The following is a 14,063-nucleotide window of genomic DNA, read 5'->3' as shown; positions in this document are numbered from 1 at the left end:
TCCACGTGATCGACGGCGCAGAGGAACGTCACCTCTTCTTCCTTGCCACCATCGAGTCCTGGGATCCGGCGAAGCGGACAGGCCCGGAGTTTGCCGAGCCGGCCAGAGGCGAGTACCTCGTGCAGGAGGTGCCGCTTTCGGCTGCGGGGATCGCGTCGATCGATCTGAAGCCCGAGCAAGTGGCCGAGCTACTGGCCGAACACGGGTCTGGCGTGTTCGAGCTCGCCGACCTGCGGCCGGAATGGCTCCCCTCCGCACGCTGATCCCGTCGTCGTGCGGCGGCACAACGAGCCCTTGTCGGGTTTCCTCGGGCGCCGCCCTACTGGCGCCCGGGGCAGGCATCATGGAGGCGTGGCTCTCGACCTGCCTGCCGAACTGTGGACTGCGGAGGATGCGGCCCGCGAGCTCCATTGTCGATCCGGCTAGAAGTCGAACTCGCCCTTGCTCATGCCGTCCTTGAAGGCCGCCCACTCCGACCCGGTGAACACGAGGACGGGCCCCACATCTTTGTCCTTGCTGTCCCGCACGGCGACGCGGCCTCCGGAGAGCGGGGCCACCTCGACGCAGTCGCCACCGTTGTCGCCCGACGCGCGGGCCTTACGCCACTTGGCGTCCTTCAGCTCTTCACTGCTCGGCATAGCGCTCCATCACCTCACGAATGATCTGCTCGCTGACGAACGTGGGCGCCGCCACGTGGCTGAGCGCGTCCCATCGCTCGCTGATTGCCCGAACCCTCTCTTCTTGCCTGGTCACCTCTCCGGTCTCCGCCGTCTCCAGGTACGCGGCATCGGCGGAGCGCGTCACCTGCGCGAGCACGAACGACCCCAGCAGGCCGGTGGTGACACCTGCCGCGAGGGGCACGATGCGCACCGTGACGCGGGGCCGCGCCACCATCGACAGCAGATGCGCGAGCTGCTCGCTCATGACCTCCGCGCCGCCCACCGGACGGAGCAGAACCGTCTCGTCCAGCAGCACGGAGTACATCGGCGGACTCAGCCGGGTGAAGATCTCCTGCCGCTTGAGCCGCGCCCGCACGGCTACATCCACCTGCTAGGGGATCGCCCCTGGCGCGCCCGCGAACACGCTCGCGGCGTACCGCTCCGTCTGGAGGAGTCCTGGGATGAGCGCGAGCTGGTATGCCCGGATGGTGTGCGCGGCCGACTCGATGCCTGGCCAGTCGCGGAACCACTCAGGCCCCGGGTCGGCGTGGGTCTCCGGAAGCAGTTCCAGCAGCTCGCCCTTGAACCCGAGGACCCGTTCGACCTCTTCGGTGAAGTGCTGGTGAGGAGTCGGTCGCCCCGCTCGATGTGCCCGACCATGCTCCCGCTGTAAGTGATCTGGGCGGCTGTTTCCGTTCGCTGACACATCACACCCCTCGCCTGCCTGCCGCCTACAGCCCTACATGGCATCGAACTATAACTGTAGGCAGTCAAGTCTTTACTGTTAGTTACGAAGTTCTCATCCGCCGCGGGCCACGAGGCGATGCGCGGGACGGTGACATCGCCGCCATTCCGGAAAGTGGCCGTTTAGCCTGGGGGCAGGGACACGGATCCGGCTGAAGCCAGGAGACGCGAATGGCGTTCTTGTCGCGGCTGTTCAAGCGGCGCGATCCGCCGGCCGAGCGGGAGGAAGCGCGTCGGCGGGGGATGCGGGACGCCCGGGAGCATCCTTTGGGCGAGTTCACCGATCCGGAGTTCCAGCCCTCCTACGTCACCGAGATCCGGGCCTTGGCGCGCGAGCAGGTCACCGAGGTGGATCGGCGGCTGGCGGCCACCCGTACCGCGATCCTGGAGCGGGCGCTGGGGGCGCGCGAGGTGATCCTGCGGGAGCTGGCCAGGAGTGACACGCGTCCGGAGCCGGCTCCCGCCAACGGCCACGTCCCCGACGAGGACGGCGAGCAGCCGCCGGACGCGTTCATCTCGATCGCGGAGGCGAGAGCGCGGCGGGCGGAGGCGCGGCGGCGGGCCGTGGTGGAGGAGGCGAACGCCGGCGTGCAGCGGGCCAGGGCCCGCATCGAGCACCTCACCCAGGAGTGGGAGAGCGCGCTGATCGAGCGCGACCACGAGGTGGAGGCGGTGCACGCCAGGGCCGAGCAGCTCATCGCCGCGTACAAGGGCGGGGTGCTGCGGGCCCATCCGCGCAGGGAGGAGATCCCGTCCTTATGGAAGGGCGAGGTCATAGCGATGGGGGCCACGGGTGAGACCGCCACGGCGATCTCCGGGCGGGAGGAGATCGCGCGGATCCTGCGGGAGGTCGAGAACCGCATCGAGGTGTGGCACGCCGAGGTGATGCCCCGCGAGCTGCCGGGAGGGACGCGCCGCCCGCTCTCCCCGCCGCCGCCCGCTGATCCCGCCGTCCCGGAGGACCGCGACGCGCCGGACGCCGAGGACGATCGCGCCTCGGAGCGTGGACAGGAGGGCGCATGAGGGCCGAGGAGCGTGACGGCGACGACGGGCCCCAGGCGAGTGGGTCGCAGCCCGGCGGCGTTGGCGCGCAGGCTACGCCCGGGCCGGCCGTCCGCCGGGCCGGCGGGGCGGTGCTGGCGGTGCTGGCAGCGCTTCTCCTGGTCGCCACCGTCGCGGCGTGCGGGACCGAGGCCAAGGCGGTCTGCGGCGTGATCGTGGACTCGACCAGCTACGCCGACCCCGCCACCTCCAGGAACGACGTCACCTCCAAGCTGCCCGCCTTCGCCCAGGGCTGCGACTGGATCGGGTTCGCGGCCGTCACGGGCAGCTCGGAGAGCAGCACCTGCCGCCAGGACCCGGTGTCCATCGCCGCCACCCAGGCCGAGAACCCCAACGACAACCCCGTGGTCGAGGACCGCGTCAGGGCGCACCGGATCACGGAGGTGGTGCCGAGGGCGGTGAAGCTGTTCGACTGCCCGGCGGAGGGCGAGGGGTCCGACGTGCTGGGAGCCCTGCGGTATGTGGCCAAGCAGCTCGGCGCACAACGGCAGCCGGACAAGCCGCACCGGCTCATCGGTTTCAGCGACCTGATCAACAACCGGGGCGACCTGAACATCAACAAGCTGGACCTGAGCGAGGGCGCGCGCAAGCAGAAGATCAAGGAACTGCGCGACGCGCGGCTGCTGCCCGACCTGACCGGGTACACGGTGGTCGTGCACGGCTTCCTGCGGGAGAAGACGTCGAGCCCCGACCGGTTCCCGCTGCTCGAAGGCTTCTGGAGGGAGGCCTTCGAGGCGTCCGGCACGAGCACGGTGGATCTTCTCTAGGAGAGCGTGCTCCTCAGGAGTGCTCGACGTTGACAGCAGGTAAAGCCTGTGTTGACATCGGCTCAGAGAGCGCTCTCTCTCCCAATGCCCTCACCCCCCATGGAGCAACGATGACAACAGCCATCCGGCACCGGCGCCGACTGGCGGCGGTGGCCGTGGCGCTCGCGGCGCTCAGCGGCCTGCTCGTCAACGTGGCCGTCAGCGCATCGGCCGCCGTCCCGCCCACCCCGTCGGGCTGGTCGCTGGTCTGGTCGGACGACTTCGACGGCGCCGCCAATACGCTGCCCTCGTCGGCCAACTGGATCGTCGACACGGGGCACTCCTACCCCGGCGGCCCGGCCAACTGGGGCACCGGAGAGATCCAGAACTACACCTCCAGCACCTCCAACCTCAGCCTCGACGGCGGGGGCAACCTCCGCATCACGCCGCAGCGCAGCGGCTCGGGCGAGTGGACCTCGGCGCGCATCGAGACCAGGCGGGCCGACTTCAAGCCCGCCGACGGCCGGATCCTGCGCATCGAGGGACGCATCCAGATGCCGAACGTGACCGGCGACGCCGCGCTGGGCTACTGGCCGGCGTTCTGGGCGCTCGGGGCGCCGTACCGGGGCAACTACTGGAACTGGCCGGGGATCGGCGAGTTCGACATCATGGAGAACGTCAACGGCATCAACGCCGTCTGGGGCGTGCTCCACTGCGGCGTCAACCCGGGCGGGCCGTGCCAGGAGACCACCGGCCTCGGCGCCAACCGCGCCTGCCCCAGCTCGACGTGCCAGGCGGCCTTCCACGCCTACCGCTTCGAGTGGGACCGCAGCGTGAGCCCCAACCAGCTGCGGTGGTACGTGGACGGGCAGCAGTTCCACAGCGTGAGCCAGTCGCAGTTCGACGCGGCGACCTGGTCGAACATGACGGGGCACGCGGGCTACTTCCTGCTGCTCAACGTGGCGATGGGCGGGGCGTTCCCCAACGCGCTCGGCGGCCAGACGCCCACGGCGGCGACCGTGCCGGGGCGGCCGATGCTGGTCGACTACGTGGCGGTGTGGCAGAGCGGCAGCGGCACCCCTCCGACCAACCCGCCCGGGGGCGTGGACGCCCGTTCGACGATCCAGGCCGAGCAGTATCAGGCGCAGTCGGGCACCATCGTCGAAACCACCACGGACACCGGCGGCGGTCAGAACGTCGGGGCGATCGCCAACGGCGACTGGCTCCGGTTCGACGGCGTGAACTTCGGGACAGAGGCCGCCCGCCAGTTCAGGGCCAGGGTGGCGTCCGGTGCCGCGGCCGGGGTGAGCGGGCTGGTGCAGGTCCGGCTGGACAGCCCCACCGCCGCTCCCATCGGTGACTTCGCCCTCGCCAACACGGGCGGGTGGCAGAGCTGGCGTACGGTGCCGGCCAACATCTCGGGCGTGACCGGCACGCACACCGTCTATCTGACCTTCAGCAGCGGTCAGCCCGCCGACTTCGTCAACGTCAACTGGTTCACGTTCTCGACCAGCTGAGGCTCGACCAGCTGAGGCGCTCAGAGGGTCTCAAAAAGGCTCGGGAAGACCTTGGAGACCTTGGACAGCAGGTACTCGCCGTAGGTGCCGGTGAAGTCGACCTGGCCGTCCCAGCGGTGGCCCGGGGCGTACGGCAGCGGCGGTACCTCGCTGTCCCAGCCGGGGTCGAAGAAGAACGGGAAGCTCAGGCGCTCGTTGCCGCTGCGGTTGCGCACCCGGTGCGGGGTCGAGCGATAGTGGCCGCCGGTGAGCTTGTCGAGCATGTCGCCGATGTTGCAGACGAAGGTGTTCTCCAGGGGCGGGGCCTCGATCCAGCCGCGCGGGGTGCGTACCTGGAGGCCGCCGTTGGCGTCCTGGAGGAGGAGGGTCAGCAGGCCGTAGTCGGTGTGCTCGCCGACGCCCCAGGTGTCGGGGTCGTCCGGCGGGGCGGGCGGATAATGAAATATCCGGAAAAGCGCGGTCGGCTGGGCCGTGTAGCCGGAACGGAAGTAGTCCTCGTCCAGGCCGAGACTCAGGGCGATCCCCGACATGACGGCCTGGGCGAGCGCGGTCATCGTGCCGAGATAGTCGAGCACGGCGTCGCGGAGCTCGGGCACCTGGGCGGGGAACAGGTTCGGGCCGTGCAGCGGCAGCGGGCCCGGCGGCTCCTCGGCGCCGAAGTAGATGCCCTCCTTCAGGTCGGGCCGCCCCGAGGTCAGCTCGTCGCCGACTGGGAAGAAGCCGCGCCAGGCCTTGCCTCCCCGCTCCATGGAGATCTCGGCCTTCACCTCTTCGGGCAGGGCGAAGAAGCGCCTGCTCGCGGCGTCGAGCCGGCGCGGGAGCTCCGGCGGCACGCCGTGGCCGGAGACGTAGAAGAAGCCGCTGTCCCGGCACGCCTCGCCGATCGCCTCCGCCACAGCGCGCTTGGCGGGGTCGGCGGGGTCGGCGAGCAGGGGCGAGACGTCGATCACCGGCAATTCGCTCACGCCGTCATTTTGACATCCGCCCGCTCCCGGCGCCCGGTGACGCACAATCGATAAGAGGACCCCGCGGTAGGAGGCCTGATGCGCTTCATTCGCCGGAAGCAGGACGACGACGTCGAGCCTGGCCAGGTCACCCGCATCACGCCTGCCGTGGCGTACGACGGCGACCTCTACCACCTGCCCGACTGGGCGCGGCGCCGCCACGAGGAACGCGAGCTCGGCAGGGGGCACGCGGCCGACGGCCAGATCGACACGCTCACGCTCCAGACCGGCAGCGTGCCGCGCTTCCACGAGCTGGAGGACGAGCGGCTGGCCGAGCTGGCCGAGATCGAGGACCGTACCGAGCAGGAGATCCAGCGGGCCCGCGCCGAGTTCGAGTCGCAGAAGATCAGGCTCGCCGAGTCGCAGCGCGCGTTCGGGGAGGCGCGCAAGGCGCTGGACGACAGCCAGCGCCACGTCACCGAGCTGGAGCAGCCGAGCCGGCGGCCGGGCGACGGGCGGCCAAGCTCCATCGCGATCTCGGGCAGCCGCTGGCCGGTCGTCCGCCGCTGGCTGCCCGCCGCGCTCCTCCTGCTGCTCCTGCTGATCGTCGAGGTGCCCATCCTCTACCAGGTCATCCTCAACTGGGGCGACAGCGTCGCGATGACCGCGCTGTTCGCGGCCGGCGCCGCTCTGATCATGCTGGTGGCGCCGCACATGTACGGTCGCGCGTTCCGGTCATGGCAGGAGCACGGCAGCCCGGCCAGGGGGCGGTGGCTGCTGGCCGGGGTGGCGCTCGTCTGGCTCGGCCTCATCGTCGCCGTGGCCGTCCTGCGCCGGGACGCCCTGGTCAAGCCGCTGGTCGTGGACGGCCAGGACATCGGGCCCACCTCGGAGGGGGTCAGCCAGGTGCCCACCATGATCCTGCTCCTGGCCCTCCTGATCGCCACCGCCCTGATCGCCGCCGACCTGGGCCGGCGCATGCACAACCCCAACGACCAGCGGTTACGGGAGCTGCGGGCCAAGCGCGACGCCGAGGCCCGGGCCTGCGCCGCCGCCCAGGCCGCCTACCAGCGCGACGCCGGGTACGCCGAGAGCATCGCCCAATACCTTCAGGCGGTGGACCGGCGCAGGGCCGGCCGCCTGCGCCGGCTGGACAGCGGTTTCGACAGCCTGGCCACGGCGTACCTGGGGGGCGTGGTGGAGGGCCTCAAGGACCCGGAGGCGGCCAGCTGGGCCGAACGCATCGTCCTCCACCGCCGCACCCGCTCCTGACTCCCGTCCCGGTACGAGGCTCAGCTCGACTCCCTGACCACGAGCCGGGTCGGCACCACGACGGAGGTGGTGTGGCGGCCCTCCAACCGCGACAGCAGCAGCCGCGCGACGGCCAGCGCCTGCTCCGCCAGCGGAACCCGCACGGTGGTCAGCCCCGGCGTGGTGGCCGAGGCGGCGTCGACGTCGTCGAAGCCCACGATCGCCAGGTCCTCGGGCACCCGCCGGCCCAGCTCCCGCGCGGCCTGCAGCGCCCCGATGGCGAGCTGGTCGGTGGCGGCGAACACGGCGTCCAGCGCCGGCTCGTCGCCGAGCAGCTGCCGGGCCGCCGCCGCGCCCGAGGCGCGGCTGAGGTCGGCCAGGGCCAGCAGCGGCTGCGCGCCCGCCCGCTGCAGCGCCGCCCGGTGCCCGGCCAGGCGGTCCTGGACGGCGACCAGGTCCATCGGGCCGCAGATCATGCCGATGCGGCGGCGCCCCCGCGCGAGGAGGTGCTCGGTGGCGGCGGCCGCGCCGCCGACGTTGTCCACGTCCACGTACGGCACCAGCGAGGTGACCGCCGGCTTGCCGAGGAGCACGATCGGCACGTCCGTACGCGAGATCCGCTCGGCCAGCGTGTCGCCCCGGTCGGGCGGCAGCAGCACGACGCCGTCCACCAACCGGGCCTCCGCCTGCTGGACGATGCGCCGGTGGCTCTCGGCCGTGTCGGCCAGCATGAGCGTGATCTGCTTGCCCGCGCCCTCCAGCATGCTGGTGACGTACTGGACGACGGCGGCCGTCAGCGCGTCCCCCTGCCTGGGGACGGACAGGACGAGGGCGATGGCGTTGGTCCGCCGGGTGACCAGGCTGCGGGCGGCGGCGTTGGGCACGTAGCCGAGTTCCTTGACGGCCCGCATCACCGCCGTGCGGACCTCGGGGCTGACCGACGCCTCGCCGTTGACCACGCGCGAGACGGTGGCGCGGGAGACGCCGGCGCGGGCGGCGACGGTTTCCAGCGTGGGCCGCTTGGGCCGGGTCTCGACGAGGCCGTTGCGCCGGATGACGTCGCGGTACCACAGCGCGCTGTCCTTCGGCCGCCGTTTCTGGGTGGCGAAATCGACGTGCACGAGGCCGAACTTCCGCTGGTAGCCCTCGGTCCATTCCAGGTTGTCGAGCAGGGTCCAGACGAGATATCCGCGAACGCGGGCGCCGTCCGCGACGGCCGACAGCAGGGCCCGCAGATGCTCCTCGATGAAACTGATGCGTTCGACGTCGTGAATGCCGTCGCCGGTCACCACGTCGACGAAGTCGGCGCCGTTCTCGGTGACCATCAGATCGAGCTCCGGATATTCCACGGAAAGGCGCCGCAACACCAGCGAAAGGCAATTGGGCACGATCGGCCAGCCCATCGCGGTAACCGCCGTCGGAATCGTGCAGAACAGCACGCCCTCACTTCCCGGAAAGGCCGGGGCGGCGGGCTCGCTGGGCTGGGCCTGCACCACAGAAGGCGAGTAGTAATTGACGCCGAGCAGATCCAGGGGCTGGGCGATGATGTCGAGGTCGCCGTCGCGGATGTGGTCGAGGCCGCCGTTGCGCTCGATGATGGGCAGGAGCTCGGCGGGGTACGAGCCGCGCAGCATCGGCTCCAGGAACTGCCGGTTGGCCAGGGCGTCGATCCTGGCCACGGCCTCGGCGTCCTCCTCCGACAGCTGCCTGCCGAAGTCGCTGACCTGGGCGGGCGTCAGGACGGGCGAGATGTTGAGCACCGTCCCGACCCGGGCCGCCCCGCCGGAGCGCAGGGCCTGCGCGGCCAGCCCGTGCGCGAGCATCATGTGGTGGGCGCTCCTGAACGCCTCGGCGGCCGATTTGCGGCCCGGCGCGTGGCTCCCGTCGCCGTATCCCAGGAAGGCCGCCACCCAGGGCTCGTTCAGCGTGAACCAGGTGTCGACCCGGTCACCGAGCCGGCCGTGCACGGCGGCGGCGTAGTCCGCGAAACGGCGGGCGGTGTCGCGGGACGGCCAGCCGCCGAGCTCCTCCACCCCCTGCGGCAGATCCCAGTGATAAAGGGTCGCATAAGGCGTGATGCCGGCCGCGAGAAGCTCGTCGAGCAGCCGGTCGTAAAAATCGAGCCCGGCCTCGTTCACCTTGCCCGAACCATCGGGGAACACCCGCGGCCAGCTCACCGAGAACCGGTAGGCGGCCATTCCCAGGTCTTTCATCAACCGCACGTCTTCGGGATGACGGTGGTAATGGTCGCAGGCCTCGGCGCGGTCGGCGGAAAATACGTCCCAGATGGACGGCCCGCGGCCGTCGGCGGAAGTGGCCCCCTCGATTTGAAAGGCCGAGGTAGAGACTCCCCACACGAAACCCTCGGGGAAGCTTGCGGTGCTCATTCTGGCGGAACCCTCCGATGACTGTTTGCCCGCTTAGTCTCCCGCGTGCCGCTCGTCGCGCGCCAGCCTGGCCAGGCTGTATACAGAGCGCGTGGAACTGGACCGGCTCGATCGTGACATCATCGCGGCGCTCGTTGAGGACGCCCGCGCGACCTTCGCGGACATCGGACACCAGGTGGGGCTGAGCGCGTCGGCGGTCAAGCGCCGGGTGGACCGGTTGCGCGAGACGGGGGCGATCACCGGGTTCAGCGCGAGGGTGGCGCCGCAGGCGCTCGGCTGGACGACCGAGGCGTACGTAGAACTGTTCTGCCAGGGCAAGACGAAGCCGTCGGACATCGCGCTGGCCGTGGCGAAGTTCCCCGAGGTGGTCGGGGCGGCCACGATCACGGGCGAGGCGGACGCGCTGCTGCACATCAGGGCCACGGACGTGCGCCACGTGGAGCGGGTGATCGAGCGCATCGCGGCGCAGTCGTTCGTGGTGCGGACCAAGAGCTCCATTGTGCTCTCGCGGCTCGTGGACGCACCTCCTGGCACCGCCGTACCGGAGCCGCGCAACGGATCGCAGGCCCAGGTCTGAAAGACGCAACAGACCTGCGCGAACACGCAATGCCAAACACTTGGCCTGCATAAACATGCATTCTTAGGCTGTCTCCGTCCCTTCGAAAAGGACATCCACCCACAAACGTCGACGGAGACCTGCATGCCCAAACACTTCCTGATGTGCCGTCCGGACTACTTCACGGTCGAGTACGCGATCAACCCGTGGATGGATCCCGAGGCCGGCGCGGACCGCGACCTGGCGGTCCGGCAGTGGGAGGGCCTGAAGGCGGCGTACGAGGAGCTCGGACACCAGGTCAGCCTGATCGACCCGATCGAGGGGCTGCCCGACATGGTCTTCGCCGCCAACGGCGCGCTGGTCGTGGACGGCCGCGTCTACGGCGCCCGGTTCGCCCACGCAGAACGCGGCCCCGAGGGCCCCGTCTACCTGCGGTGGTTCACCGAGCGCGGCTACCCGGCGCGCGAGCCGTCGCGCGTCAACGAGGGCGAGGGCGACTTCCTCACGCTCGACGACGTCATCCTGGCCGGCACGGGCTTCCGCACGGACGTGGTGGCGCACCAGGAGGCGCAGGAGTTCCTGGGCCGCCCGGTGATCTCCCTGACGCTGGTGGACCCGCGCTTCTACCACCTGGACACGGCGCTGTTCCCGCTCGACGGGCGCAACGTCGCGTACTACCCGGAGGCGTTCTCCGAGGGCAGCAGGAAGGTGCTGCGCAAGCTGTTCCCGGACGCGCTGATCGCGGCCGCCGAGGACGCCGAGGTGCTCGGTTTGAACGCGGTCAGCGACGGCAGGAACGTCATCATCAACGCCGAGGCGTCGAACCTCCAGCTGGAGCTCAAGCGGCGGGGCTACGAGGTCATCCCCGTCGACCTGTCGGAGCTGCGTAAGGCAGGTGGCGGACCCAAGTGCTGCACACTGGAGATCAGGGGGGAGAACTGACCATGACCACCAGCGCAGAGCTCATCGAGATGAGCGAGCGCCGCAGCGCGCACAACTACCATCCGCTTCCCGTCGTGATCCACGAGGCGCACGGCGCCTGGGTCACCGACGTGGAGGGAAAGCGATATCTGGACTGCCTGTCCGGCTATTCCTCGCTCAACTTCGGCCACGGCCACCCGAGGATCATCGAGGCCGCCCGCAACCAGCTCGACAACCTGACCCTGACGAGCCGCGCGTTCTATCACGACCAGTTCGCGCAGTTCTGCGCCGGTCTCGGCGACCTCACGGGCAAGGACCTGATCCTGCCCATGAACACCGGCGCCGAGGCCGTCGAGACCGCCATCAAGGTGGCCCGCAAATGGGGCTACGAGGTCAAGGGCGTCGAGCCCGACCAGGCAAACATCATCGTGATGGAAGGCAACTTCCACGGCCGCACCACCACGATCGTGAGCTTCTCCACCGATCCGGAGGCACACGACAACTTCGGGCCTTACACGCCGGGCTTCCGGCTCGTGCCGTACGGCTCCACCGAGGCGATCAGGCAGGCCGTCGACCCGAACACGGTCGCGGTGCTGGTCGAACCGATCCAGGGCGAGGCCGGGGTGCTCGTGCCGCCGGACGGCTACCTGAGCGAGATCCGGGAGCTCTGCTCCGCGCAGGGGATCCTGATGATCGCCGACGAGGTGCAGTCGGGGCTGGGACGCACCGGGCAGACGTTCGCGTGCGACTACGAAGGGGTCGTGCCCGACATCTACGTCCTGGGCAAGGCGCTCGGCGGCGGCGTCGTACCGGTCTCGGCCATCGCCGCGAACCGGGACGTGCTCGGGATCATCCAGCCCGGCCAGCACGGGTCCACCTTCGGCGGCAACCCGCTGGCGTGCGCGGTGGGCATCGCGGTCATCGAGCTGCTGAACACCGGCGAGTTCCAGGCCCGGGCCGCCAAGCTCGGCGAGGTGCTGCACGCCCGGCTGCGCGAGCTGATCGGCAGGGGGGTCGTGGAGGTGCGCGGGCGCGGGCTGTGGGCCGGCGTGGACATCGACCCGGAGCTCGCGACCGGGCGCGAGGTGTCGAAGGCGCTGATGGCGCGGAGCGTCCTCGCCAAGGACACCCACGGCTCCACGATCCGCCTCGCTCCGCCCATCGTGGTCTCCGAGGAGGACCTGGTGTGGGCGGTCAACCAACTCGCCGACGCGCTCTACGAGCTCAACACCGCCTGACCGCCGTTCGAGCTTTCGAAGGTCTTTTACGGCAGAGCACGGCAGGGCCCAGCCACCGCACGTGGCCGGGCCCTGTCCAGGGAGACGCTTCTCCGGTTCACGGGGCCGGGCGCCGTCACGGCGCCCGGTTGCCCGTCTGAGCGGTCATTTGCCGGCCGGGGACGCCTTCGCGGTCGGCTGTGCCGGCGACGCCTCGTCCGACGGCTTCACGGTGACCGTCCGCTCCGGCCGCGGCGGCGCGTCCGACGGCTTCACGGTGATCGTCGGCGCCGGCGCGGACGGGTCCTCCGTCGCCTCCAGCGTGACCGTCAAGGTCGGCACCGGCTCCGAGACGACGTCGTCGCTCGGCTCCGGCGCGGCCGAGCTCTCCGGGCTCGTGGCGGGCTCGGCGCTGGCCGGGGCGCAGGCAGCCTCCCCCTTGGCAGAAGGCGTCGCCTGCGGCAGCACGTCCACCACCGACGCGTTGAACTGGGCGGTCAGCGCCAGCACGCTCCCCTTGGGGGCCCGGGCGAGCCGGTCGTCCACGACCGTGTGCCGCTCCCCCATGAACATGTGCGTGACCGGGTCGAAGATGGCCTGCCTGAGTATCCCCTGGGGGTCGACCCGCCCGAGCGCCACCCCCTTGCGGCCCGCCGAGTCCTCCACCCCCTCGGTCACCTGAACGCCGGCGATCGACTTGGCCGCTTCGAAGAGCGCGTCGCGCTGCGCCTTCGGCAGGTACGTCTCCCTGACCAGGTCCGTCAGGTGGTCGAAGGCGGCCCGGTCGCTCTCGTCGCCCTTGGCTTCGCCCGCCGCGGCGGGCATCTGGTAGAGGCGCGCCCGCATCCCGGCGACGTCCGTCGGCAGCGTGCTCAGGTAGGCGTAGTCGGTGCGGTGCTCGCCCAGCTGGGAAGGACAGGACGGCAGCACGTGCCAGTCGGAGCCCTGCCAGTCCTTGGCGTCCGCCGGCAGCTGCTCGCCCGGCCAGGGCTGGGGCTCGCGGCCCTCGATCAGCAGCAGGCCGTTCGCGCTCCCGTCCACCGACTGCCAGATCTTCCTGTGGGTCCGGTAGAGGTGGCGTGAGGTCTCACCGCTCTGTTCGGCCGACATCGCCCCGTACATGGTGTCGGACTCGATCAGGATGAACTGGCCGGGACGGGGAGCCAGCTCGTCGGACGACGACACGGCGGCCGACTGGGTCACCGCCGTGGCGGGGCCGGTGCCCCTGTGACCCTGGTTCGTCATGGCCACGGCCACCCCGCCGACCAGGGCGATCGTGACCCCGAACGCGGCCGCGGCCTGCCAGCCGAACCTGGGCAGGCGAAAACGGCCCCCGTCACGCGCCTCCGCCAGCAGCCGTTCCCGCGCAGTGGCCCTCGCCTCGGCCCCGTACGGCGGCACGGCGGGCCGGCCGTCGGCGAACATGCGGATCTCTTCCTCATCCATGCTGGGGCTCCTCTGCTGCGAAGGGATCGGTGCCGCCGAGAGCCCTGCGCACCTTGACGCGGAGCCTGTGGAGCCTGGACCTGACGGTGCCGACCGGCACGCCGAGCGCGAGCGCCGCGTCCTCGTACGTCAGGTCCGCCCATGCCACGAGCAGCAGCAGATCGCGCTCGCCCGCGCTGAGCCGGGTGAGCGCCCTGGCCAGCCTGGGCTGGAGCTGCTCGGCGGTCACCCGGTCCGCGCTGCGGTCGTCGAACGTGCCGGGGCGCTCCACGCTCACCTTGGCCATGGCGGCGGTGCGCCGCCGTTCGGCCCTGCGGTGCTGGGCGACGACCTTGGTCGCGATGCCGTATAACCATGGCCTGGCATCGGGCCACGAGCGGTCGTAACGCGCCCGCCGGCGGAACGCGACGAGGAACACCTCCCCCGTCACGTCGTCGGCCAGCTCGCTCCCGAGACGCCGGGCCGCGTACCTGTGGATCTCGTCGGCGTGCCGGTCGAACAGCGCCGCGAAGCTCTCCGGGTCGGCCAGCGAATGCCCGATCAGCGTCGAGTCATCCAGCGTCTCAGGCACATCCTGAACACCCACCACTCTGCCGGTCCTCTCTCATGCGGT

General features: G+C 70.7%; 13 protein-coding genes and 1 pseudogene. 8 read left to right on the top strand and 6 right to left on the bottom strand.

Annotated elements, in window-relative coordinates:
- Positions 1-5 precede the first annotated feature (5 nt).
- Complete coding sequence (locus ACIBI9_RS16960; protein ID WP_397223006.1) at positions 6-263, top strand: hypothetical protein; 258 nt, start codon at positions 6-8, stop codon at positions 261-263.
- A 159-nt stretch (positions 264-422) separates the two neighbouring features.
- On the opposite strand, the gene ACIBI9_RS16955 is transcribed toward ACIBI9_RS16960, so the two are convergent.
- On the bottom strand, positions 423-638 hold the full coding sequence (locus tag ACIBI9_RS16955; RefSeq protein ID WP_397223005.1) for a DUF397 domain-containing protein: 216 nt from the start codon (positions 636-638) through the stop codon (positions 423-425).
- Positions 625-1,365, bottom strand: a pseudogene (locus ACIBI9_RS16950) (DUF5753 domain-containing protein). Before ACIBI9_RS16950 ends, ACIBI9_RS16955 begins: the two are co-directional and overlap by 14 nt.
- 209 nt (positions 1,366-1,574) lie before the next feature.
- Here ACIBI9_RS16950 and ACIBI9_RS16945 point away from each other — a divergent pair.
- The 3 genes from ACIBI9_RS16945 (at position 1,575) to ACIBI9_RS16935 (ending at position 4,728) form a co-directional block, all read left to right on the top strand.
- Positions 1,575-2,426: a hypothetical protein gene (locus ACIBI9_RS16945; protein ID WP_397223004.1), complete on the top strand. Its 852-nt coding sequence runs from the start codon at positions 1,575-1,577 to the stop codon at positions 2,424-2,426.
- Entirely contained in the window at positions 2,423-3,232 is an 810-nt protein-coding gene (locus ACIBI9_RS16940) for a hypothetical protein (RefSeq protein ID WP_397223003.1), read from the top strand. Before ACIBI9_RS16945 ends, ACIBI9_RS16940 begins: the two co-directional genes overlap by 4 nt.
- Positions 3,233-3,342: 110 nt before the next feature.
- Positions 3,343-4,728, top strand: a complete 1,386-nt coding sequence (locus tag ACIBI9_RS16935) for a glycoside hydrolase family 16 protein (protein WP_397223002.1) — start codon at positions 3,343-3,345, stop codon at positions 4,726-4,728.
- 20 nt (positions 4,729-4,748) lie between these two features.
- On the opposite strand, the gene ACIBI9_RS16930 is transcribed toward ACIBI9_RS16935, so the two are convergent.
- A complete protein-coding gene (locus tag ACIBI9_RS16930; protein WP_397223001.1) occupies positions 4,749-5,693 on the bottom strand; it encodes an isopenicillin N synthase family dioxygenase in 945 nt (314 codons plus the stop codon).
- 78 nt (positions 5,694-5,771) lie between these two features.
- On the opposite strand from ACIBI9_RS16930, the gene ACIBI9_RS16925 reads away from it, so the two are divergent.
- Positions 5,772-6,944, top strand: a complete 1,173-nt coding sequence (locus ACIBI9_RS16925; RefSeq protein WP_397223000.1) for a hypothetical protein — start codon at positions 5,772-5,774, stop codon at positions 6,942-6,944.
- Positions 6,945-6,964: 20 nt separating this feature from the next.
- Here ACIBI9_RS16925 and ACIBI9_RS16920 read toward each other — a convergent pair whose 3' ends face one another.
- Positions 6,965-9,310 (bottom strand): GH1 family beta-glucosidase, encoded by a 2,346-nt coding sequence (locus tag ACIBI9_RS16920; RefSeq protein WP_397222999.1) that lies wholly within the window; start codon positions 9,308-9,310, stop codon positions 6,965-6,967.
- Positions 9,311-9,401: 91 nt separating this feature from the next.
- On the opposite strand from ACIBI9_RS16920, the gene ACIBI9_RS16915 reads away from it, so the two are divergent.
- The 3 genes from ACIBI9_RS16915 to rocD all read left to right on the top strand — a co-directional run bounded on the left by ACIBI9_RS16915 (position 9,402) and on the right by rocD (position 12,025).
- Positions 9,402-9,887: an Lrp/AsnC family transcriptional regulator gene (locus ACIBI9_RS16915; RefSeq protein ID WP_364837124.1), complete on the top strand. Its 486-nt coding sequence runs from the start codon at positions 9,402-9,404 to the stop codon at positions 9,885-9,887.
- A 123-nt stretch (positions 9,888-10,010) separates the two neighbouring features.
- Positions 10,011-10,808, top strand: coding sequence for a dimethylargininase (gene ddaH, locus ACIBI9_RS16910; RefSeq protein WP_397222998.1), 798 nt, complete (start codon positions 10,011-10,013; stop codon positions 10,806-10,808).
- 2 nt (positions 10,809-10,810) lie between these two features.
- Positions 10,811-12,025, top strand: a complete 1,215-nt coding sequence (gene rocD, locus ACIBI9_RS16905; protein ID WP_397222997.1) for an ornithine--oxo-acid transaminase — start codon at positions 10,811-10,813, stop codon at positions 12,023-12,025.
- Positions 12,026-12,169: 144 nt separating this feature from the next.
- On the opposite strand, the gene ACIBI9_RS16900 is transcribed toward rocD, so the two are convergent.
- Entirely contained in the window at positions 12,170-13,450 is a 1,281-nt protein-coding gene (locus ACIBI9_RS16900; RefSeq protein WP_397222996.1) for a CU044_5270 family protein, read from the bottom strand.
- Complete coding sequence (locus ACIBI9_RS16895; protein ID WP_364748017.1) at positions 13,443-14,021, bottom strand: RNA polymerase sigma factor; 579 nt, start codon at positions 14,019-14,021, stop codon at positions 13,443-13,445. Before ACIBI9_RS16895 ends, ACIBI9_RS16900 begins: the two co-directional genes overlap by 8 nt.
- Positions 14,022-14,063: the final 42 nt, after the last annotated feature.

The sequence above is a fragment of the Nonomuraea sp. NPDC050451 genome, from assembly GCF_044458585.1.
The sequence above is the reverse complement of the archived record's forward strand: the minus strand, read 5'-3'. Positions and strand labels throughout refer to the sequence as shown.

Bases quoted from the DNA above. Each gene is read 5' to 3' on its own strand.
- ACIBI9_RS16935 (WP_397223002.1), top strand. From the start codon at position 3,343: ATGACAACAGCCATCCGGCACCGGCGCCGACTGGCGGCGGTGGCCGTG.
- ACIBI9_RS16925 (WP_397223000.1), top strand. From the start codon at position 5,772: ATGCGCTTCATTCGCCGGAAGCAGGACGACGACGTCGAGCCTGGCCAG.
- ACIBI9_RS16945 (WP_397223004.1), top strand. From the start codon at position 1,575: ATGGCGTTCTTGTCGCGGCTGTTCAAGCGGCGCGATCCGCCGGCCGAG.
- rocD (WP_397222997.1), top strand. From the start codon at position 10,811: ATGACCACCAGCGCAGAGCTCATCGAGATGAGCGAGCGCCGCAGCGCG.
- ACIBI9_RS16920 (WP_397222999.1), bottom strand. From the start codon at position 9,310: ATGAGCACCGCAAGCTTCCCCGAGGGTTTCGTGTGGGGAGTCTCTACC.
- ACIBI9_RS16940 (WP_397223003.1), top strand. From the start codon at position 2,423: ATGAGGGCCGAGGAGCGTGACGGCGACGACGGGCCCCAGGCGAGTGGG.
- ACIBI9_RS16900 (WP_397222996.1), bottom strand. From the start codon at position 13,450: ATGGATGAGGAAGAGATCCGCATGTTCGCCGACGGCCGGCCCGCCGTG.
- ACIBI9_RS16955 (WP_397223005.1), bottom strand. From the start codon at position 638: ATGCCGAGCAGTGAAGAGCTGAAGGACGCCAAGTGGCGTAAGGCCCGC.
- ddaH (WP_397222998.1), top strand. From the start codon at position 10,011: ATGCCCAAACACTTCCTGATGTGCCGTCCGGACTACTTCACGGTCGAG.